The 23,201-nt window shown below is 34.2% G+C and carries 17 protein-coding genes; 13 read left to right on the top strand and 4 right to left on the bottom strand.

The window, feature by feature from the left end; all coding sequences use genetic code 11:
• The first annotated feature begins 166 nt into the window (after window positions 1-166).
• Window positions 167-3,820: a phosphoribosylformylglycinamidine synthase gene (purL, locus tag C8C83_RS16645; protein ID WP_121329535.1), complete on the top strand. Its 3,654-nt coding sequence runs from the start codon at window positions 167-169 to the stop codon at window positions 3,818-3,820.
• Window positions 3,821-4,050: 230 nt separating this feature from the next.
• On the opposite strand, the gene hypE is transcribed toward purL, so the two are convergent.
• From hypE to C8C83_RS16625, 4 genes are read right to left on the bottom strand one after another with little or no spacing between them, the layout of a single operon-like run.
• Window positions 4,051-5,061 (bottom strand): hydrogenase expression/formation protein HypE, encoded by a 1,011-nt coding sequence (hypE, locus tag C8C83_RS16640; RefSeq protein WP_121329534.1) that lies wholly within the window; start codon window positions 5,059-5,061, stop codon window positions 4,051-4,053.
• The gene (locus C8C83_RS16635) at window positions 5,054-5,305 is read right to left on the bottom strand and encodes a HypC/HybG/HupF family hydrogenase formation chaperone (RefSeq protein WP_121329533.1); all 252 of its coding nucleotides are present in this window, start codon (window positions 5,303-5,305) and stop codon (window positions 5,054-5,056) included. The genes hypE and C8C83_RS16635 overlap by 8 nt, the downstream gene beginning before the upstream one ends.
• 2 nt (window positions 5,306-5,307) lie before the next feature.
• On the bottom strand, window positions 5,308-6,177 hold the full coding sequence (gene hypB / locus C8C83_RS16630) for a hydrogenase nickel incorporation protein HypB (RefSeq protein WP_121329532.1): 870 nt from the start codon (window positions 6,175-6,177) through the stop codon (window positions 5,308-5,310).
• An 8-nt stretch (window positions 6,178-6,185) separates the two neighbouring features.
• Entirely contained in the window at window positions 6,186-6,527 is a 342-nt protein-coding gene (locus C8C83_RS16625; RefSeq protein ID WP_121329531.1) for a hydrogenase maturation nickel metallochaperone HypA, read from the bottom strand.
• A 189-nt stretch (window positions 6,528-6,716) separates the two neighbouring features.
• On the opposite strand from C8C83_RS16625, the gene C8C83_RS16620 reads away from it, so the two are divergent.
• The 12 genes from C8C83_RS16620 (at window position 6,717) to C8C83_RS16565 (ending at window position 23,200) form a co-directional block, all read left to right on the top strand.
• Window positions 6,717-7,844: a hydrogenase small subunit gene (locus C8C83_RS16620; RefSeq protein ID WP_121329530.1), complete on the top strand. Its 1,128-nt coding sequence runs from the start codon at window positions 6,717-6,719 to the stop codon at window positions 7,842-7,844.
• 16 nt (window positions 7,845-7,860) lie between these two features.
• On the top strand, window positions 7,861-9,597 hold the full coding sequence (locus C8C83_RS16615) for a nickel-dependent hydrogenase large subunit (protein ID WP_121329529.1): 1,737 nt from the start codon (window positions 7,861-7,863) through the stop codon (window positions 9,595-9,597).
• A gap of 10 nt (window positions 9,598-9,607) precedes the next feature.
• On the top strand, window positions 9,608-10,360 hold the full coding sequence (gene cybH, locus C8C83_RS16610; RefSeq protein ID WP_121329528.1) for a Ni/Fe-hydrogenase, b-type cytochrome subunit: 753 nt from the start codon (window positions 9,608-9,610) through the stop codon (window positions 10,358-10,360).
• A gap of 34 nt (window positions 10,361-10,394) precedes the next feature.
• Window positions 10,395-10,904: a HyaD/HybD family hydrogenase maturation endopeptidase gene (locus C8C83_RS16605; RefSeq protein WP_121329527.1), complete on the top strand. Its 510-nt coding sequence runs from the start codon at window positions 10,395-10,397 to the stop codon at window positions 10,902-10,904.
• A 12-nt stretch (window positions 10,905-10,916) separates the two neighbouring features.
• The gene (gene hypF / locus C8C83_RS16600) at window positions 10,917-13,190 is read left to right on the top strand and encodes a carbamoyltransferase HypF (protein WP_132011819.1); all 2,274 of its coding nucleotides are present in this window, start codon (window positions 10,917-10,919) and stop codon (window positions 13,188-13,190) included.
• A gap of 3 nt (window positions 13,191-13,193) precedes the next feature.
• A complete protein-coding gene (locus C8C83_RS16595; RefSeq protein ID WP_121329524.1) occupies window positions 13,194-13,820 on the top strand; it encodes an FKBP-type peptidyl-prolyl cis-trans isomerase in 627 nt (208 codons plus the stop codon).
• Window positions 13,821-14,897, top strand: coding sequence for a hydrogenase formation protein HypD (gene hypD, locus C8C83_RS16590; protein ID WP_121329523.1), 1,077 nt, complete (start codon window positions 13,821-13,823; stop codon window positions 14,895-14,897). It begins immediately after the preceding gene.
• A gap of 8 nt (window positions 14,898-14,905) precedes the next feature.
• Window positions 14,906-15,628 (top strand): sulfite exporter TauE/SafE family protein, encoded by a 723-nt coding sequence (locus tag C8C83_RS16585; RefSeq protein WP_121329522.1) that lies wholly within the window; start codon window positions 14,906-14,908, stop codon window positions 15,626-15,628.
• Between the two features lie 638 nt (window positions 15,629-16,266).
• Complete coding sequence (locus tag C8C83_RS16580; RefSeq protein ID WP_132011818.1) at window positions 16,267-18,672, top strand: outer membrane beta-barrel family protein; 2,406 nt, start codon at window positions 16,267-16,269, stop codon at window positions 18,670-18,672.
• A gap of 149 nt (window positions 18,673-18,821) precedes the next feature.
• On the top strand, window positions 18,822-19,253 hold the full coding sequence (locus tag C8C83_RS16575) for a hypothetical protein (protein ID WP_121329521.1): 432 nt from the start codon (window positions 18,822-18,824) through the stop codon (window positions 19,251-19,253).
• 179 nt (window positions 19,254-19,432) lie between these two features.
• Entirely contained in the window at window positions 19,433-21,211 is a 1,779-nt protein-coding gene (locus C8C83_RS16570) for an AMP-dependent synthetase/ligase (protein ID WP_121329520.1), read from the top strand.
• 474 nt (window positions 21,212-21,685) lie between these two features.
• Window positions 21,686-23,200, top strand: a complete 1,515-nt coding sequence (locus C8C83_RS16565) for a reverse transcriptase family protein (RefSeq protein WP_132011817.1) — start codon at window positions 21,686-21,688, stop codon at window positions 23,198-23,200.
• Window position 23,201: the final 1 nt, after the last annotated feature.

The raw sequence follows: 23,201 nt of genomic DNA, 5'->3' as shown, positions 1-23,201 counted from the left end.
ATTAAAAAAAATTTGTTTGCGAGATAGACGCACTGCTGTGCGTCTCTACCCATATAGGTTTCAAAAAAACGCCTCTATTTTTTTTCAAAAGAGTTTGTTTTCAAATTTGCGCTTGCTATTTATTTACACTAAATTTGCACCTCAATACAACAAACTACACATCACAATGATCCATTTCTTTGAAAACCAAAGCAAAACTGTTTTTGCCGTACAAACGCAAAACGAAATTTCGGCTCAAGACATTTCAAAATTAAACTGGCTTTTTGCCAACTCTAATAAGATCGAAAAATCCGCACTGACGGATTTTTTTGTTGGTCCTCGTGCCACTATGATCACACCTTGGAGTACAAATGCTGTAGAAATTACTCAAAATATGGGTATTCCGGGCATTATCAGAATTGAAGAATTTCATCCGGCAACGGAAGATTTCGCGGATTTTGATCCAATGCTTTCACAAAAATTCAATCAATTAGATCAGGAAATCTTCACTATCAACGTTCAGCCGGAACCAATTCTGGAGATCGATGATATTGCGACTTATAATAAAGTTGAAGGTTTGGCTTTAAGCCAGGAAGAAGTTGATTATCTAGACAATCTTGCTGTAAAACTTGGAAGAAAGTTAACAGATTCTGAAATTTTTGCTTTCTCACAAGCGAATTCAGAGCACTGTCGTCACAAAATTTTTAACGGAACTTTTGTAATTGATGGTGAAGAAAAAGAAACTTCTCTTTTTAAATTAATCAAAAAAACATCACAGGAAAATCCTAACGATATAGTGTCTGCTTACAAAGACAACGTTGCTTTTGTAAAAGGACCAAAAGTGCAGCAGTTTGCACCAAAAACAGCTGACAAACCAGATTATTACGAGATAAAAGAATTTGATTCGGTTTTATCTCTAAAAGCAGAAACACACAATTTTCCAACAACTGTAGAGCCTTTCAATGGAGCTGCAACAGGTTCAGGAGGAGAAATTCGTGACCGTTTAGCTGGTGGTCAAGGTTCACTTCCATTAGCTGGAACAGCAGTTTACATGACTTCATATTCTCGTTTAAATGACGACAGAAAATGGGAAAATGCTGTTGAAGAAAGAAAATGGTTGTACCAAACTCCAATGGATATTTTGATCAAAGCTTCAAACGGAGCTTCTGATTTTGGAAATAAATTCGGGCAACCGTTAATTACAGGTTCGGTTTTAACTTTCGAACATTCAGAAAACGACCGTAAAATTGGTTACGATAAAGTAATCATGCAAGCGGGCGGAATTGGTTACGGAAAATTAGATCAGGCAATCAAAAAGAAACCACAAGAAGGTGATAAAATCGTAATTCTTGGTGGAGAAAATTATAGAATCGGAATGGGTGGAGCTGCGGTTTCATCTGCAGATACAGGAGCTTTTGGTTCAGGAATTGAGCTAAATGCAATCCAACGTTCAAATCCCGAAATGCAAAAACGTGCTGCCAACGCGATTCGTGGTTTGGTAGAAAGCGATAATAATCCAATTGTTTCGATTCATGATCACGGAGCTGGAGGACACTTAAACTGTCTTTCGGAATTGGTAGAAGAAACTGGAGGTTTAATCGATTTGGATAAATTACCGGTTGGAGACCCTACACTTTCTGCAAAAGAAATTATTGGTAACGAATCTCAGGAAAGAATGGGATTGGTTATTGGTCAAAAAGATATTGATACATTACAAAGAATTGCTGACAGAGAGCGTTCGCCAATGTATCAGGTTGGAGATGTTACGGGAGATCACCGTTTTACATTCGAATCAAAATCAAATGGTTCAAAACCGATGGATTATGCTTTAGAAGATTTCTTCGGAAGTTCTCCAAAAACGGTTATGATTGATAAAAGTATTGATAGAAAATATGCTGATGTTGCTTACAACGCTGCAGATTTCGAATCATACTTAAAAGATGTTTTACGTTTAGAAGCTGTTGCTTCAAAAGACTGGTTAACAAACAAAGTGGACCGTTGTGTTGGCGGAAAAGTGGCTAAACAACAAAATGCTGGACCACTTCAATTGCCTTTGAATAATGTTGGAGTTATGGCGCTGGATTATTTAGGAAAAGAAGGAATTGCGACTTCTATTGGGCACGCTCCTATCGCTGCTTTGATTGATCCAGTTGCAGGAAGTAGAAATGCGATTGCCGAATCGTTATCAAACATTGTTTGGGCACCAATTAAAGATGGTTTAAAAGGAATTTCATTATCTGCAAACTGGATGTGGGCTTGTAAAAACGAAGGTGAAGACGCTCGTTTATACGCTGCTGTTGAAGGTTGCTCCGATTTTGCAATCGAATTGGGAATCAATATTCCAACAGGAAAAGATTCACTTTCGATGAAACAAAAATATCCAAACGACGAAGTAATCGCGCCGGGAACGGTTATTATTTCGGCTGGAGGAAACTGTACAGACATTAGAAAAGTAGTTGAACCGGTTTTACAGAAAAACGGAGATTCTATTTATTATATCAATTTGTCTCAGGATGATTTCAAATTAGGAGGTTCATCTTTTGCACAAATCAGAAACACAATCGGAAAAGAAACTTCTACAATTAAAGACGCTTCTTTCTTCAAAAATGCATTTAATACGATTCAGGAATTAATCGGCGAAAGCCAAATTTTAGCTGGACACGATATCGGAAGCGGTGGTTTAATTACTACTTTATTAGAATTGTGTTTTGCTGATGTGAATCTTGGAGCAAAAATTGATTTCAGTGCTTTCGCAGAAAAAGACTTATTGAAAATCCTTTTCGCTGAAAACATCGGAATCGTTTTCCAGGCAAAATCTGATGCAGCTGTTGAAGCTAAATTGAACGCTAACAATATTGAATTCTTCAAATTAGGAAAAGCTACAACTACTGAGACTTTAGACCTTGGACTTTGGACTTTAGACATAAAAGCTTACAGAGATATTTGGTTTGAAACTTCTTATTTATTAGATCAAAAACAATCTAAAAACGGAAGAGCTCAGGCACGTTTCGAAAACTATAAAAATCAGGTTTTACAATATACTTTTCCAGCACATTTCACTGGTAAAAAGCCTGTCATCTCGAGCGAAGTCGAGAGACCAAAAGCAGCTATTATCCGTGAAAAAGGAAGTAATTCTGAGCGTGAAATGGCAAATGCTATGTACTTAGCAGGTTTTGATGTAAAAGACGTTCACATGACGGATTTAATTTCTGGTCGTGAAACTCTTGAAGACATTCAGTTTATTGGTGCTGTCGGAGGATTCTCTAACTCTGATGTTTTAGGTTCTGCTAAAGGTTGGGCCGGAGCCTTCTTATATAACGAAAAAGCAAAAACAGCTTTGGATAAATTCTTCAAAAGAGAAGACACTTTATCTGTTGGAATTTGTAACGGTTGCCAGTTGTTTATGGAATTAGAAGTTATTAATCCAGAGCATGAAGTTCACGGAAAAATGCTTCATAATGAAAGTAACAAACACGAAAGTATCTTTACTTCTGTAAAAGTTCAGGAGAATAATTCGGTTATGTTATCGACATTGGCTGGAAGTACTTTGGGAGTTTGGGTTTCTCACGGAGAAGGAAAATTCAATTTACCACTTGCCGAAGAAAACTACAACATTGTTTCTAAATATGCTTACGAAGGTTATCCTGCAAACCCTAACGGATCTGATTATAACACTGCAATGATGTGTGACAAAACAGGAAGACATTTGGTTATGATGCCTCACATTGAGCGTTCTACTTTCCAATGGAACTGGGCTCATTATCCAAAAGACAGAAACGATGAAGTTTCGCCTTGGCATGAAGCTTTTGTTAACGCAAGAAAATGGATTGAGAAAATCTAAAAAATATATTTTATTATGAAAAGCGCTCGAATTAATCGGGCGCTTTTTTTTTCGCCACGAATTCCACGAATTAGCACTAATTAATACTGTAATCTAAAAAAGTTTGCCACAGATTAAAAGGATTAAAAATGATTAAAAAATGGCTTAATTATTTGAAATTAGCAAAATAATTAAAAAAATAAATTCGTGTTAATTCGTGGAATTCGTGGCAAAAAAACCTTTATAAAAGATTAACAAATTCGTGGCAACTGTTCTCCTACTAAAGGATTTACAACTCTTTTACCTCCAAAGGAACTTTCGATAATTATTTTTGAGGGAAATTCAGCAGTAACAAAACCTATTGCCGAAGCGTTTGAGTTTACTTTTTGTAAAATTGCCAAAACCTCATCTTTAATTTCAGGAGCTGCAACACAAACAAAAATTCCTTCATTAGCCACATATAATGGATCTAAACCTAATAATTCGCAAGCGCTTTTTACCTGATTTTCTACTTTTATTTTGTCTTCACAAAGAGAAATTCCTAAGTTAATTTCTGTTGTTATTTCATGTAAAACAGAAGCTAATCCACCGCGAGTTGCATCTCTTAGAAAATGAATTTTATCTCCAAATTGTTCTATTAATTCTAAAACTGTATGATTAAGATTGGTTGTATCACTCAAAATATCACTTTCAAACTCCAATCCTTCACGCTCAGACATAATCGCCATTCCGTGCGAAGCTATTGGTCCGTTTATAATGATAACGTCATTTTCCTGAATGTTTTGAGTTTTGATATTGGCTTTTTCATGAACAACTCCAATTCCGGAAGTATTAATATAAATTTGATCTCCTTTTCCTCTTTCAACTACTTTGGTGTCTCCGGTAACAATTTGAACATTTGCTTTATCAGCCGCTTGTTTTATAGACTTAATAATTTGAGTAAATTCATCTAAGCCAAAACCTTCTTCTATAATTAAAGCCAAAGAAAGATATTTAGGAATTGCACCACACATTGACAAATCATTTACAGTCCCATTTACAGCGAGTTCACCAATATTTCCTCCTTTAAAAAATACCGGAGAAATAACATAACTATCTGTTGAAAAGGCCAGATTTCCAGACATATTTAAAAATGCACCATCATGACGTACTTCTAAAATATCATTTTTTAAGATTTTAAAAATTACCTCATTTAGCAATTTAGTCATATGTTCACCACCACTCCCGTGATGTAAATGAATCACTTCAGATTTTTTATTCATCTTCAAAAATTAAATCTTCCCCCATTTGTTTTAAAATCTCCATCGTTCTTTTGGCTTCTTCTTCATCAATGATTCCAATGGCTGCACCAACATGAACTAAAAGATAATCTCCTTCTCTGGCTTCGGGAACCAATGCCAGATTGACTTCTTTAGTAATACCTTCAAAAGAAACAATTCCTATTCTGAAAGTTTCATCAAGTTCTATTGTTACTTTTTCAAGTCTTCCGGGAACTGCTAAACACATAATTATTGTTTTATAGATTCTGTCAAATAATCATACCAAGCTTGCAAACCTTCTCCCGATGCAGCCGAAACCTCAAAGAAAGTCAAATGTGGGTTTACTTTTCTGGCGTATTCTTTTAGTTTTTCTAAGTCAAATATCAGATATGGTAATAAGTCAATTTTATTGATAATACAGATTTGAGATCCTGAGAACATATCCGGATATTTAAGCGGTTTGTCTTCGCCTTCGGTAACGGATATAATTACAATTCGTTTTAATTCGCCCAAATCAAACATCGCAGGACAAACTAAATTCCCAACATTTTCGATCATTAAAATAGAATCCTGAACCGGTTTTAATTCTTTTACCGCTCGCGATATCATTTCGCTATCAAGATGACAGCCTTTTCCAGTATTAATCTGAATTACGGGAACATTTAACTTATGAATTCTATCGGCGTCGTTTGTAGTTTGCTGATCCCCTTCGATTACAGAAAAAGCAATTTTATCTTTTAAGTCTGCAATTGTTCTTTCTAATAAAGATGTTTTTCCTGAACCTGGAGAACTCACTAAATTGACTGAAAAAATATTCAAAGCTTCAAAAAAACCTCTGTTTCTTTCTGCAGTCAATTGGTTTTTGTACAAAATATCTTTTTCAAGCTGTACAATATTTATTTCGTGAGAATGACTGTGCGAATGATTATGATTGTGGTGATGATGATCATGATCATCATGGTCATGATCGTGATCGTGATGTTGCTCATGATGATGATCTTCATGATCATGGTGATGGAGATAATGACCAGAATGGGAATGAGAATGCGACTGCTTCTCTCCTATCTTGGTAAATCTTATTTCGTTTTCATCAGAACTACATCCGCAAGTGGTACACATAATTAAACTTATTTAATGATTATTTTCTTAATTTTCAACTCTTTACCTGCAATAATTTCTTTAAACGGACTATCACAATTGGGACAACTGTCAAAACTTTTATTGATATGAAATTCAGTTTCACATTCGGCACATCTGGCTTTACCAACTGGTTCGTCGATAAATAATTTTACATCGCTTAAAACACTTCCATAAATGCATTGCGGCCATATAAAATGAAAAGAAGTTATTTCAACTCCGGACAATTTTCCAATTTCCAGATAAAGTTCTAAAGCTTTTTTACCTTTTATTTTATCTACTTCTTGTTGAACAATTTTCACAATTGAAGTCACTACAGAAAGCTCATGCATACTATTTTTATTTCTCCCATTTAATTAAAGCTTGCAAATTTAAGTTTTAAAAAAGAAGTAAAAACTGACAATTATCACCTTTATAAACTAAAATCTAGAATACTTTTGAAACCCGTTAAATCAAAATTTAATGCGGTTAGTTCATCATTTTTCAAAATACATTAAAGCTTTCTTAAAAACATATGGCGTATGGAGGATAAAAACAAAGTCTACGAAACCTATTATAATAGTATCGAAAGACAAGGTTACAGCAGAAGAGATTTTTTAAAATTTGTTGCTTACATAGGCGCATACATGGGGGTTCAAAGTTCTGCAATTGGTCAAATTACCAAAGCATTAGAAAGTACTCCGCGACTTCCCGTTATTTGGGAACATTTTCAGGAATGTACTTGCTGTAGCGAATCTTTTATTCGTTCTGACCATCCTATTGTTGCTGATATAATTCTGGATAAAATCTCTCTGGATTATACTTTAACCTTAATGGCGGCTTCAGGTCATCAGGCAGAAGCAGCTAAAAAAGCTACAATGGACAAATATAAAGGAGAATATATTCTTTGTGTTGAAGGCTCAATACCAATGGGAGCTGATGGAAATTACTGCTGTATTGGCGGAAGAAGTGCAATTGAGATTCTTAAAGAATCTGCGGCTGGAGCCAAAGCAATTATCGCTTGGGGAAGTTGCGCAACATCTGGTTGCATACAAGCTGCAAAGCCAAATCCTACCGGTGCAGTGCCAATTCATAAAATTATTACCGATAAACCTATTATAAATGTTCCGGGCTGTCCGCCAATTGGTGAAGTTATGGCTGGAATTATTGTGCATATTGTTGCATTCGGAAAATTCCCGGAACTGGATAGCGCCGGTCGTCCTAAAGCTTTTTATTCGAAAAGAGTTCACGACAGCTGTTACCGAAGACCCTATTTTGATGCCGGATTATTTGCCGAAAATTTCGACGACGAAAATGCCAAAAAAGGCTATTGCTTGTATAAAGTAGGCTGCAAAGGACCAAGCACTTATAATGCTTGCGGAAACATGAAATGGAATGGTGGCGTAAGTTACCCTATTCAGTCCGGGCATGGTTGTATTGGTTGTAGTGCCAAAGACTTTTGGGATGCCGGAAGTTTCTATTCAAGAGATTCCTCTATAACTCCGGGTAATATTGAAGCTAATGCTGATACTTTGGGCAAAATCGCTTTGGGTGGAGTTGCCGCAGGAATTGCAGCTCACGCTGTTCTTTCGAATATATCCAAAAAAGAAGAACTAAATCATAGAATCAATCAGGGAACTGAAAACGAAAAACACTTAGACGATTTATAATCTATAAAAAAATAAAATGGCAGAGAGAATAGTTGTAGACCCAATTACCAGAATAGAAGGCCATCTAAGGGCCGAAGTAGAAATTTCAGATGGTACGATTCAAGAGGCTTTTCTTTCCTCAACAATGGTTAGAGGTCTGGAAAATATTGTTAAGGACAGAAACCCAAAAGATGTTTGGGCATTTGTACAAAGAACTTGTGGCGTTTGTACTTCAACTCATGCGACTGCATCTGTGAGAGCGGTTGAAGATGCACTTGGTATTGTGGTACCGCCTAATGCAGAGATTGTCAGAAACATTATGTTGGGAGCTTTATATATGCACGATCACGTAGTTCATTTTTACCATCTTCATGCCTTTGACTGGGTAGATGTTTTGAGTGGTTTAAATGCTGATCCTGTAAAAACTTCCCAAATAGCACAATCTATTTCGAATTGGCCCAAAAGTTCACCAGGCTATTTTTCAGATTTACAGAAAAGGCTGAAAAAATTTGTTGCCAGTGGACAATTAGGAATTTTCGCCAATGGTTATTGGGGGCATCCTCAAATGAAATTACCGCCAGAAGTTAATCTAATGGCTACTGCGCACTATCTTGAAGCACTAGAATGGCAAAAAGAAATTGTAAAGGTTCACGCTATTTTTGGAGGTAAAAATCCGCATCCTAATTTTCTGGTTGGAGGAATGGCTTGTTCTATAAATCTTGACGATGCAAGCGGATTAAATGCTGAAAGATTAGCTTTTGTCAGACAGTTATTAGAAGATGGAAAACGATTTGTAGAGCAAGTTTACCTTCCGGATGTTTTGGCTATTGCAGGTTATTATAAAGATTGGGGAGCGATTGGAGGTTTCCATAATTTTATGACTTTTGGAGATTTTCCAACGCAAGGGCATAATAATACTAATATTGATACTTTCAAATTTCCATCGGGTGTTATTCTAAATAAAGATTTGACAAAAGTTCACGATTTAGATCTAAGAGACCTAAAAACCGTTGAAGAATATGTCAATAATTCGTGGTACGATTATGAAGGAGATGGAAAATCCGGAAGACAACCCTGGGCAGGAGAAACCAAAATAAATTACACAGGTCCAAAACCTCCTTACACACATTTGAATGTGGATGAAAAATACAGTTTTATCAAAACACCTAGATGGAAAGGTCACGCTATGGAAGCAGGTCCACTGGCAAGAATGCTGGTAGGATATGCATCCGGAAGAGACGAATTCAAAGAAATTATAGATTCGGCCTTATCAAAATTACAACTTCCTGCTTCAGCATTATTTTCGACTTTAGGACGTACTGCAGCAAGAGCTTTGGAATCACAATTGGTAGCCAATTGGAATCTGGAGTTTTTTGATAATCTAATCGAAAACATCAAAAAAGGTGATACTAAAATGGCCAATATGGAAAAATGGGAAACCTCAACATGGCCAAAAGAAGCACAAGGTGTTGGACTTGTAGAAGCACCAAGAGGAGCTTTAAGTCACTGGATTGTGATAAAAGATGCCAAAGTAGCCAATTATCAACAAGTAGTTCCTTCAACGTGGAATGCTTCTCCAAGAGATCCTAAAGGTCAACGGTCTCCCTATGAAAGCAGTTTATTAAATACACCTGTAGCAGATCCTGAATTACCTCTTGAAATTATTAGAACCATACATTCATTTGATCCATGTATTGCCTGTGCAGTGCATTTGTACGATGAAAAAGGCGATATCATCAAAGAAGTAAACGACATTTCTATTTGTACTATTTAAAATTCAAGTTATGTCTACAAAAACTAACGATTATAAAAGAGCTTATATCTGGCAATTACCCATCAGGATTTTTCATTGGGTAAATGCCTGGGCAATTACGGGATTAGTAATAACCGGATTTATTATTGGTAACCCGCCTGGACTTATTTCGAATAAAGAAGCAACAGATCAATTTTGGTTCGGATACATTCGTGAAATTCATTTTATGTGTGCCTATTTGTTAGTTGCTGTTATGATTCTGAGAGTTTATTTTGCTTTTAAAGGAAATAAATATGCTAATTGGCGTGTCTTTGTTCCGTTCAAGAAAGAAGGTTTCAAAAGAATGTGGCATGTCGTTAAATATGACATTTTTTTACAAAACGAACATACAAATGGCTCTCCTTCGGGCGCTGTAGGTCATAATAGTGTTGCGGCGGCATCTTATCTCATTATGTTTTTTATGGGGCTAATTATGATTGGGACAGGATTTGCAATGTATGAGCCTACTTCTACTTGGTTTTTCCCTAAAATGTTTGGCTGGGTAACCAACTTAGTTGGAGGTGATTTTAATGTTAGAACTATTCATCATTTTACAACCTGGACTTTCATTTTGTTTGCAATTGTTCATATTTATTTAGTGTTTTTTCATGATTGGTTAGAAGGTTTGGGCGAAACATCAGCAATGGTTAGCGGTTATAAATTTGTTAGAACTGAAAGAATAAAAAAAGACAAAGAGGATCATCAAAATGAAACTGTTAAAATCGAAAAAACAAATCAGAATTGATTGTAAATAATAGTATTCTAAAAAGAGAAAAAGTATGCAACAAGAAGAACTTATTACAAGAAAACTAGATGAATTTCATTCTGATGGAAATCAAATTCTTGTTCTGGGAATTGGGAATTATTTAATGGGAGATGAAGGTGTTGGTGTACATTTTATAAACAGAATCGACAAAAGTCAATTCCCTGAATATATTTCTTTTATTGATGGTGGAACAGGTGGTTTTACGCTCATTCCATATATAGAAAATCATCAAAAAGTAATTATTGTTGATGCCACAATGGATGAAAAAGAAGAAGGAACCATAACACTTTTGAAACCTCGTTTTTCTGATGATTTCCCGATATCTCTAAGCGGACACAACTTTGGGCTAAAAGACATGGTCGACATAATGTCAATGCTAGATACAATGCCCGAAATATATCTATATACCATCACCATTTTAAAAATGGAACCAATGTGTATGAAGCTTTCGCCAAAAGTAGATGATGCAATCGAAAAAGTAACCAAACTGATTCTAAACCAAATAGAAAAATTTAAATTTTAATAATTACGTCAGTTGAGTTCTTCATTTCAAATAAAAATTTCAGGCACGGTACAAGGCGTTGGTTTTAGACCTTTTACATATAATCTCGCTACTAAATTCAATTTAAAAGGATATGTTTCTAATATTGAATCCGGGGTTATTATTGTTGTACAAGGAATTGAAAAAACGATAATCGAATTTTATAATGACATTAAACGAAAGCATCCTAAATATGCAAAAATAAATGCAATTGAAATTTCAGAAGTTTTAACCGAAGAAAAATTTGATCATTTTTTTATTAAACCTACTGAAAAAAATATCTTAATTAATTCTCCATTAACACCTGATTTTGCGATTTGTAAAAACTGTAAAGATGAAATTTTAGATCCTGAAAATAGTCGTTATTATTATCCTTTTACCAGTTGTACATCATGCGGACCAAGATATGCTATTACTGAAAAATTTCCTTTTGAAAGAGAAAACACCAGTATGAATACGTTTAAAATGTGTGACGTATGTGAAGAAGAGTACTCTAATCCTAGCAACATTCGTTTTCATTCCCAAACGAATTCTTGTCCAAATTGTGGAATCAAAATCTTATTTACAGACAACACAGCAACAATCATATCAGGAACCAATAAAGAAATTTTCGAAACCATTTCGCAAAAATTAAATGATGGAAAAATAATAGCTGTAAAAAACACCTCGGGATATTTACTCCTTTGTGATGCTACAAATGCCCAAACAGTTCAGGAATTACGAAACAGAAAAAAACGTTTAACAAAACCGTTTGCTGTATTATTTCCAGACACGAAACAAATTGATAATCATTTATTTTGTCATAAATCCGAAAAAGAATTACTTAAATCTACTCAGGCACCTATTGTTATTTTGCCTCTAAAAAAGCAAATAGATTTAGCCCTCGAACAAATAGCTCCAAACATGAAAACAATTGGAGCGATGTTACCCAATTCAGGAATACTGCATTTAATCTCTAATTTATTTCAGAAACCGCTTATTGCAACCAGTGGAAATTTTAATGGCTCGTCAATCTTTGCAGATCAAAATGAAGCTGTAAAAACACTAAATCCTATTGCCGATTATTATTTGCATCACAACCTTGAAATTCAAAATTCTCAGGATGATTCTGTGATTAAGTTTTCCAGAAAGAACAGACAAAAAATTATCCTGCGTAATGCCAGAGGTTTTGCTCCAAATCTTGACGTCTCTTTTTTAGAAAACACTTCAGAAAGATTACTTTGTTTGGGCGCCACATTAAAAAACACTATCACCATAACACCAAATAATCAGGTCTATATGAGTGAATATATTGGTGATTTATTAAATTTTGACACATACAACAGATTCGAAAAAAAGATACAAAATTACCAGCACTTTTTCGATTTCTCTCCAAAAACAGTTGTTTGCGATCGACATCCAAATTATGAAAACAATAAAATAATTTCGGCTCTTGTCAGCAAAGATCAAAATGTAGCAACTGTAAAAATTCAGCATCATGAAGCTCATTTTTCAGCAATTTTGAGTGAAAAAAAACTTTGGCAAAAATCTAAAATTCTTGGGGTTATTTGGGATGGATCGGGATTTGGAAGTGACACAGAAATATTTGGTGGTGAATTCTTCGAATATGATCATAATGTAATAATCAGAATTGGACATTTAGAATGTTTTTCTTGGATTCTGGGCGATCAAATGGCAAAAAATCCAAAAATGTCAGCACTGTCAATCAGTAGAAACAGTGTTTTTTTTCAATCTTACTTTGATAAAAACGAATTAAAAATATACAGTAAACTAATCAAGAATAGCACGATAAAAACATCTTCAATGGGAAGACTTATCGATGCAGTTGCTTTTACATTAGGGTTTAAAGAAATTATTTTATTTGAAGCCGAAGCCGGAATTTATTTAGAAAACTTAGCACAACAAGCTTTTAATAAATCGGATCTAAAATTGAAAGATTATTTAAAAGACGAAGAAGTAACGCATTTAATACCTACAAAAAAGCTCTTACTGCAAGTTGCAAAAGCAGCTCAAACCAATAAAGACTTTGATATTATCGCTCTAAATTTTCATTATACATTAGTAAAATGCATCGAAAAAGTAGCTGCTTTTTCAAAATCAAAAGAAATCGCTTTTAGTGGCGGCGTTTTTCAAAACTCGGTACTTGTGGATCTCATTATTGATCATCTTAAACCTAAATACAAATTACATTTTCACGAAACACTTTCTCCAAACGACGAAAACATCTCTTTTGGACAACTCAATCATTATTTACATTTAAAAAAATAAACTATGGATATTCTTGAATTACTGGGACATATTGGCAAAACAGAAGAAAAAGATAAAATTTCATATTCAGCGGGAGTTGTAATGGCTTTAAGTCTTAGAGATATTGGATTTGAAGAAATCAGATATGAAGATTATATCGACGGAATGAAATCTGTTTTTGAGAAATCTGCTGAGAAAATTTCGCCTAAACGCTCTATTGAAATTTTCAACAATTACGTAGCGCTTTTACAGGAAGAATTAAAAGTCAAAAATGCTGAAATTGGAAAAGCTTTCTTAGAAAAAAATGCTAAAAAAGAAGGTATCGTTACACTTTCAAGTGGTTTACAATATGAAGTTTTAGTAGAAGGAAAAGGAAAAACTCCTAAAATAACCGACACGGTAAATGTGATTTACGAAGGATATTTGCTGAATAAAGATGTTTTTGATTCTACTAAAGAAACCGGTGCACAAAAAATGAAAGTTTTACAAACCTTAACCGGTTGGCGGGAAGCTTTACAATTAATGCCTGAAGGTTCTCGCTGGAAAATTTATGTTCCTCATGATTTGGCTTACGGTCATATTGGCGCGCCACCAATGATTCAGCCTAACGCTACTTTGGTTTTTATAATTGAGCTTTTAAATATCGAATAAATGAAATACCTGTCTGAATATCGAAATCCTGAATTAGTCCGGCATTATATAAACGAAATCCATAAGATAACCACAAAACCATGGAATATCATGGAGATTTGCGGTGGTCAGACGCATTCATTAGTCAAAAACGGCTTATTAGATTTGCTGCCCAAAAACATCAGAATGATACACGGACCAGGTTGTCCGGTTTGTGTTACGCCTATTTCATTAATCAATAAGGCAATTGAATTAATGAATCAAGGCGTTATCATGTGTTCTTTTGGCGATATGATTCGTGTTCCGGGATCTTCAAAAAGTCTGTTACAAGCCAAGGCCGAAGGTGGTGATTTACGCATTTTATATTCACCTCTCGAAGCTGTAAATATTGCCTCTAAAAATCCGGATCGAGAAGTTGTCTTTTTTGCTGTAGGATTTGAAACTACTGCTCCAAGCAATGCTCTCGCGGTAATGCATGCGCAAAAATTAGGTTTAACAAATTTTAGTTTGTTAGTATCTCATGTATTAGTTCCGCCAGCGATGGAAGCCATTTTATCTGATGAGTTTTGTACCATAAATGCTTTTTTAGGAGCCGGACATGTTTGTACAATTGTTGGTTTGGAAGAATATTATCCTATTGCCGCAAAATATAAAATCCCAATTGTAGTTTCAGGATTTGAACCCGCAGATATGGTTCAGGCAATTTATTATGCTGTTTTACAATTAGAACACGGAAAATATGAAGTTGAAAATCAATATACCAGATTGGTAAAAGAAGAAGGAAATATTAAAGCAAAAGAAGTTGTAAACACCATTTTTACCATAGGAACACAGGAATGGCGAGGCATTGGAGCAATCGAAAATAGCGGACTCGTTTTAAGAGAAAACTATAAAATGTACGATGCAAACGTAAAATTCACCCTAAAAACAACTAACGATAAAACAGATGAACTTTGTATTGCCGGACAAATCTTAACCGGAAACAAAAAACCACATCAATGTCCTGAATTCGGAAAAAAATGTAATCCTTCAAATCCTCTTGGAGCGCCAATGGTTTCCTCTGAAGGCGCTTGTGCTGCTTATTACAACTATTTATAAAAATTAAAATGATTCGATTATTAATTACCATTTATGCCGGACTCGAGCATGCTTTTGAAGCAGATCATTTATTGGCTGTTAATAATCTGGTTACCAACAGAAGTAAAATCAAAGATGCCTTAAAAGATGGTATGTTTTGGGGAATTGGTCATACCGCAACTATTTTTATAGTGGGTATTATTATGATTGGTTTCAAAATTTCGATAAGCGAACACGTTTTTAGTTATCTCGAAGCCGGAGTTGGATTGATGCTTATCGTTTTAGGAATTATTCGTCTGTTTAAACTGTTGTACAAAAAAAAACATTCGCATACTTATTATCATAGTCATGTACATACTCACAGCAATGGCTTGACACACACACATATGCATGCACATACTTATGAACATTCGCATCCTATTGCAACTTTTAAACATTCGCATTATAATGAATCTACAAATTACAAAACAGCATTTGGCGTTGGTTTAATTCACGGATTAGCCGGAAGTGGATCTTTGGTTATTTTAGTGATTTCACAAATGAAAACACCATTACAAGGTTTACTCTATATTTTAATATTTGGAGTAGGATCTATAATCGGAATGTTTGCCGCCTCAGGATTATTTAGCATACCTTTTACAAAAAGTATTCTGAAATCTCAGAAATTACAATACAGTTTGATTATAATTTCTTCTGTAATATGCATTCTTTATGGCGTTAAAATTATTTACAGTAATCTGTTTACAGCATAAAAAAGCCCCAGTGCTATCCCTAAAACTGAGGCAAATTTGTTTTATTTTTTTTGAAAGTTGTGGCAATATTGACATACAATTCCCCACCAGAACATCGCTAAAAGAGCAGTTAACATTTGATTTAGTATTAAATTAAGGCCTACTCTTTTGCTTTTCGGCTTTCGCATTTTAATAAAATAAAAATACTCTTGCTGTCTTTCAAATCACCAGTGGTTTTTCCTGTTTCTTATAGGGGAAAAACACCCTTTTTTGGGACCAAAATATTAATTCGTTGGGTGCAGTTAATTTTAACACATAGAAACATAGAATTTTGGATCTTGAAAAAAAGGCGTTTCACATATTTATAATACATCCCGAGGCTTCCGGCAATGTCATTAAGTTAAGCTTTTTTCAGACAATCATGACTTAAAAAAATCACGCAAAGTCGCAAAGTCGCGAAGTCGCAAAGTTTAAATGCACATTCTTTGCGACTTCGCGACTTTGCGAGAGATTTATATTCGGTGTAGTCTTAAAGACATCTTCCTTAACTAAATGACATTGCCCAACGGGTTTTATACTAAATAGCATCTAAAGCTAATTTAATTATATCTTAAGGCAGTTTAAGCCAGCGTATTTATTGGGATAAATATCTTTGCCTCATGAAAAATTGCAGACAATACCTTTTACTATCTATTCTCTTATTTATTACAAGCCAGTTTTCTTTTGGTCAAAGTCAAACATCTATTAAAGGAACAATTTCTGACGGAAAACTTCCTGTAGAATTTGTTGATGTTATTTTAAAAAATACAAGCGATTCTACAAAAATTGCTGCTTATACAGTAACTGACGCTTCAGGAAGTTTTGTTTTAGACAATATTATAAATGGTGATTATCAATTGCAATTCAAATTAATTGGCTTTAAAACCAACATTCAAAAAGTGAAATTTTCAGGTACTCCTCTTTCTATAGGAACGATCACTTTGCAGAACGATACTAATTTACTGAATACTGTTGTAGTTAATTCTGCAAAAAAACAAATTCAGAAAACGGATGAAGGATTTATTTTTAATGCGGTTTCGAATATTTCTCAATCTGGCGGAACTGCGACTGATATGCTTAAAAATATTCCGACTGTGGCTGTAGATGCTGAAGGCGGAATAACGTTGAGAGGTAAATCTCCAATGATTTTGATTAACGGAAAAAATTCTGCGATTACCAATATGGATCAAATTGCGGCAAGCAGTATCGAAAGTATCGAGATAATCAGTAATCCAACGGCAAAATATGATGCTAATGCTGAAAGTGGAATTATCAACATCAAACTAAAGAAAAATAACCAAAGCGGTATGAATGGTGCGATAGTTTTGGGCGGAGGTTTTGGTGCCAAAGGAAGAGCAAACAGTTCTATACTTTTAAATCATAAAACTCAAAAATGGAATTTTGGTCTTGGATATGACAATCGTTTTGCCGGGCGAACCAAAAAAATAAATGCTGAGCGAACCAATTATTTTGTTGATGACGAACATTTCATTAATCAAAAGCGAAATGACGAACGCACAGAAGGTTTACAGAATTTAAAACTTAATATTGATTTTTCTCCAAACGAAAGAAATAATTTTTCATTTGAAGCTTTAGGAAATCTGGAAACTCAGGATAATGACGAAACTTTGTACACTCATGTTAATACGAGTACAAACCAGTTTTATTCAGATAACAGAAGGCATTCTCTGGAATTAGAACGCTCAAAAGTAGGTGAATTGGCTTTTAATTATGATCGAAAGTTTGCCGATGATAGAAAAAATCTGAACGTGAATCTTACCTCATCATTCAACAGACACAAAGAAAACACGGATATTGATACTTATAATTACGATCAATATCAGGAACAAATTGACGATGCTTTTTTGCAAAGAACACACAATTACGAACACGAAAATATCTCGAATGCGATTGTAAATTATGCTTTTCCGGTTTCTGAAAAAACGATTGTAGAAACGGGTTATAAAGGAACATTCCGTTCTTTTGATTCGGATTTTCAAAGTGCTGATTTGGTTAATGGCGAATATGTTGTTAATCCAATTACAAGCAATAGTTTTAAATTTAATGAGCAAATAAATGCCTTTTACGGAATGTTGAACTCTTTTATTGGCTCAGCCGAAAATCCAAAATGGAAATACAATTTAGGTTTACGTGCCGAAAATGTTTCTAATAATGGAGCAACTCAAAATAATAGCGATCGCTTTAATAATGATTACCTGAAACTTTTTCCTTCGGCATCTTTACAATTGAATTTAGAATCGAATGATTTTGTCAAAATTGGTTATAGCAAACGTATCAATCGCCCGGATTTAGACGATTTGAATCCGTTCATGGATATTACCGATGCTTTGAATCCGCATAGTGGAAATCCCTATTTAAAACCTGAAATCATTCACATTGCCGAATTAAGCTATAATAAAGAATGGTCGAAATATTCTTTCTCTACAAATGCATTTTACAGAAACGCAACCGATGCAATCAGACAATATGCTGAACTTAAAGATAATGGCGTAATTTTACTAATGCCAAAAAATATTGGAAGCACTATTACTTATGGTGTTGAAACTATTTTCAGCTTGAAGCCAATTGGTTTCTATGACGCTAATATTAGTATAACTGCTTTTCAGCAAAAAATAAACGCTTCAAATCTGGCGCAGGATGTGGTGAGCAACGCTTTTAACTGGTACGGAAAAATCATCAATAATTTTGTTCCCTGGAAAGGCGGAAAACTTCAGATTATAGGCAATTACAATTCGGCATTAGCCACAGCACAAGGAAAAAGAATACCTATATATAATGTAGATATGGGTTTTCAGCAAAAATTAGGAAAAGGAAATGCCCGTTTAGGATTGGTCGTTACAGATATGTTTAACACGCTTGAAAGCGGATACAAAAACAATACGGCTTTGTTTAGCAGCAATAGAACTAATAAATCAGATACGCGCGCTTTGATGCTGACATTTGCTTATACTTTTAAATCTGATTTTAAAGAAAAATTATTAGAAAATCAGTTTTCGACAGAGTAATATTCAGGCAAAATTAAAATGTTAAAAAATAAATTCATTCTTGTAATTGGGATTCATTTTTCTATTGAAATTTGAACTATATTCGCAAAAAAAGAATACTACCACTGGTTCTTTTTTTGAATCTCCAAAAACAATTAAACCTACAAAGAATGAAATCTTTACGTCTTTTATTTATTGCATTATTTTTTGTTTCTACACATTCTTACTCTCAAGTTCAGGTAGATAAAATTACTTATAATGGTCGCGATCATTATATTACAACAACAATTGGTTATCCGGTTCCGGGAACTTTTTCGATTACAGGACAAAAAGAACCTACTACCGTATTAAATCCTGATGGTACAGGAGTTATTCAGTCTGACGATTTAAGTAAAAAAAAGATCAACTGGGGAATCGAATGTACTGAAGAAGGTATTCCGGTTTTCAAAGAAGGTTTCAATAGTGCTTCATACACATTTTGGTATAGAAATAATGATAGTGATGATTGGATCTATTCTCAATTTTCCATTCATTTTGCCAAGAAAAAAATGTTCTTAATGGGAGAAAGAGTAAAAGAATATGTTGATTACAATGTTCAATAGTTTATCCGAAAATTATAGCAAAAAATAAATATTTCTTGATTTTTAGAAAAAATATTACAAAAAAGAAAACGTTTTCGTTGATTTTCAAGAGTACTTATAAATTTTACCATAAAATTCCACAAAATTAAAAATTATACCTAATTTTTATTTAATTTGCAATAAAATTCAATAAAACAAACATGGCTTCAATTACACGTCTTTTTGATTTTCCCTATTATCAACAAGAAACTTATAACCTACCAGTTGCTTTGGCAACCAAAAAAAATGGAGTCTGGGAAAAAACATCTAGCCAGGATTATATCGCAAAAGCTAATGCCGTTTCAAGAGCATTATTGCGTATGGGCGTTCAAAAAGATGATAAGATTGCATTAATCACATCAAATAACCGCACAGAATGGAATGTCATGGATATTGGTATTCTGCAAACCGGAGCACAAAACGTTCCTATTTACCCAACAATTTCTGAAGAAGATTACGAATATATATTAAACCACAGCGGTAGTATTTACTGCTTTGTATCTGATGATGAAGTACTTCAAAAAGTAAATGCTATTAAAGCAAATGTTCCTACTTTAAAAGAAGTTTATTCGTTTAACGAAATTCCGGGTTGCAAACATTGGAGTGACCTTTTATTATTAGGTGAAGACCAAAGCAATCAAAGTGAAGTTGAAGCCAGAAAAGATAGTATTCAAACAGATGATTTGGCTACAATTATCTATACTTCAGGAACTACAGGAAGACCAAAAGGTGTAATGCTTTCTCATAAAAATATTGTTTCGAATGTTTTGGACAGTGCGCCAAGAATTCCGTTTGATCCGGGAAAAAGTACTGCATTGAGCTTCTTGCCTATTTGCCATATTTTTGAAAGAATGATTTTATACATCTATCAATATTATGGTGTTTCTGTTTATTTTGGAGAATCAATTGACAAAATTAGTGATAACCTAAAAGAAGTTCGACCAACTGTTATTACAGCTGTTCCAAGACTTTTAGAGAAAGTTTACGATAAAATTTATGCAAAAGGATCTGAATTAACCGGTATCAAGAAAAAACTGTTTTTCTGGGCGATTGATTTAGGTTTAAAATACGAACCATACGGAGCAAATGGCTTTTGGTATGAGTTTCAATTGAAGATTGCACGAAAACTTATTTTCAGTAAATGGAAAGAAGGTTTAGGAGGAAATTTAGATTTAATGGTTTCCGGAAGTGCTGCTTTGCAACCACGTTTAACAAGAGTTTTTGCTGCGGCTGAAATTCCGGTTATGGAAGGTTACGGATTATCTGAAACTTCTCCTGTAATCGCGGTAAACGATCAAAGAAACAAAGGTTTCAAGATTGGAACTGTTGGAAAAGTAATTCGCAATGTAGAAGTAAAAATTGCTCAGGACGGAGAAATTCTTTGCAAAGGACCAAATGTAATGTTAGGTTACTTTAAAGATCCTGAAAAAACTGCCGAAGCTTTAATCGACGGATATTTCCATACGGGAGATATTGGTGAAATTGACAGCGAAGGTTTCTTGAAAATTACCGATCGTAAGAAAGAAATGTTCAAGACTTCCGGCGGAAAATATATTGCGCCTCAATTGATTGAAAATGCAATGAAACAATCTCGTTTTATTGAGCAAATCATGGTAATTGGTGATGGCGAAAAAATGCCGGGTGCTTTCATTCAGCCGAATTTTGAATTCGTAAAAGAATGGGCAAAAATTCATAAAATCACTTTAGGAAGTACAGATAAAGAAATCAGTGAAAACCCTGATGTTATCAAACGAATTGATGAAGAAGTGGAAGGAATTAATGAAAAATTCGGACACTGGGAAAAAATCAAACGTTTTGAATTAACTCCGGATGTTTGGTCAATCGATGGCGGACAACTTACTCCTACTTTAAAATTGAAACGTAAAATTATTAAAGAAATCTACAAAGATCTTTACGTTAAGATTTATGGTCAAAATTAATAAATCAGAATAATATAACCACGAAAACGGCTGTTCCAAAAGAACGGCCGTTTTTAATTTTGGTCCTATAGAAGCCGTTTTTAGCGTCTCTGTAAAGCATTATTTTTCTTTCAGAATTAGATTCCAAAAATTGTTAAAAAAAGTGCAATCTATTTTCACTTTTAGTAGTATTCAATTAAAAGTTTTTTAGTATGTTTGTTTTGAGTTTAAGAAATACCTTGCTTTTCTTGTATAAAGAAAATGATGATGTTTCGTCATCGGTGCAATATTATTTAACATTCAGCACTACTTCTATCTTATGGATGAGAAAAGGTACTATGCGTACAGTTTCGGTTCCACCTCCTCGAGATTAACTGTACGCATAGTACCTTTTCTCGGGAGTTGATAGACATAGTCCTTAGAAAATACGAAGGTTTTAAACTTTAAGCCCTATTGCTTCAATAGGGCTTTTTAATGTAAAATAGCGATTGTAATATGTCTGAACAGCTTAGTAAACAACAAATTTATGATAGAATAAAAGCTACCTCAAAAGATAGCTACATATTAGAAGAAATGCAACGTTTAGGATTCTGGCAATCAGGATCTGAACCTACTCTATCTGAAATTCTTATCAAACAAGAAGCAAAAGTTGAGAAGGAATTAAATGAGCTTTTGGCACAAGACAGAAAGTTTAGCAATCGAGAAGCAATGATTCTCGAAATGCGCAAAGCCAGAATGAAAATCGCCAAAGAAAAAAGAGCTGAAACCAAATTAAACCAAGAGAAAAAAAGACTCGAGAAAGCTGAAAACTGGAAATTACTTCAGCAACAGCAAATTCTGTATTTGGGTGAAACCGTATCTAAAGGTTTAAATGTCAAAGAAACCAATTCTCAAATTTTAGAAAAATACAACTTACCTGTTTTTGAAGATGCATTAGCATTGGCAAAAAGCATGCAAATAGATTTGAAAGCATTGCAATATCTTGCTTACAACAGAAAAGTTTCTAAAATTAACCATTATCATACTTTTGAACTTGAAAAGAAATCTGGCGGAAAACGTAAAATATCTGCTCCAAAAGCAAAACTAAAAGAAATTCAAAACTGGATTTTAGAAAACATACTTCATAAAATACCTTATACATTTGAGGCACATGGTTTTATAAAAGAACGTTCGATTGTAACCAATGCAAAACCGCACGTTGATAAAGACATTGTGGTCAATATCGATTTAAAAGATTTTTTCCCAACGGTAACTTACAAACGAGTAAAAGGATTGTTCCATAAAATAGGGTATTCTGAAGAAGTTGCTACGATTTTAAGTCTGTTATGTACTTATTCTGAGATTAACGAAACGACATTAGACGGCGTTACTTATTATGTACAATCCGGCGAACGCAAATTGCCTCAGGGTTCTCCTGCAAGTCCGGCGATAAGCAATATGATTGTTTATAAAATGGATCAAAAAATCAACGGTTTAGGCAAGAAATTAAATTTCAGTTATACGCGTTATGCTGATGATATGAGTTTTTCGACTAATGAAGAAAATAGTCAGAATGTTTCCCGATTATTATATTTCACTAAGAAAATTATTGAATCAGAAGGTTTTGTAATTCATCCCGATAAAGTTCACGTCATGCGAAAAGGGACGCAACAAAAAGTTACCGGAGTTGTTGTAAACAAGAAACTTAATGTTGACAGAATTCAATTGCGAAAATTCCGTGCCGTTTTGCATAATATCGAAAAAAACGGATGGAAAGACCAGAAATGGGGAAAAGCAATTCACCTGATCAATGCCATAGAAGGTTACATCAATTATGTAAATATGGTGAATCCTGAGAAAGGGAAAATCTTCAAGCAAAATTTAAAAACCATAATTGCCAAACACGGTCAGCCTCATATCGAAAAAACAAATATTCCTGAAAAAGTGATTCCAATTCCTGTGATTATTCCTGAGGAAATAAAAGAAGTACAAACGGAACAAAAGCCAGAAAACTGGTGGAATATTTTTTAAC

The sequence above is a fragment of the Flavobacterium sp. 90 genome (genome assembly GCF_004339525.1).
Taxonomy (GTDB): Bacteria; Bacteroidota; Bacteroidia; order Flavobacteriales; family Flavobacteriaceae; genus Flavobacterium.
Note: the sequence above shows the minus strand (reverse complement) of the source record. Positions and strands in the feature narration are given on the sequence as shown.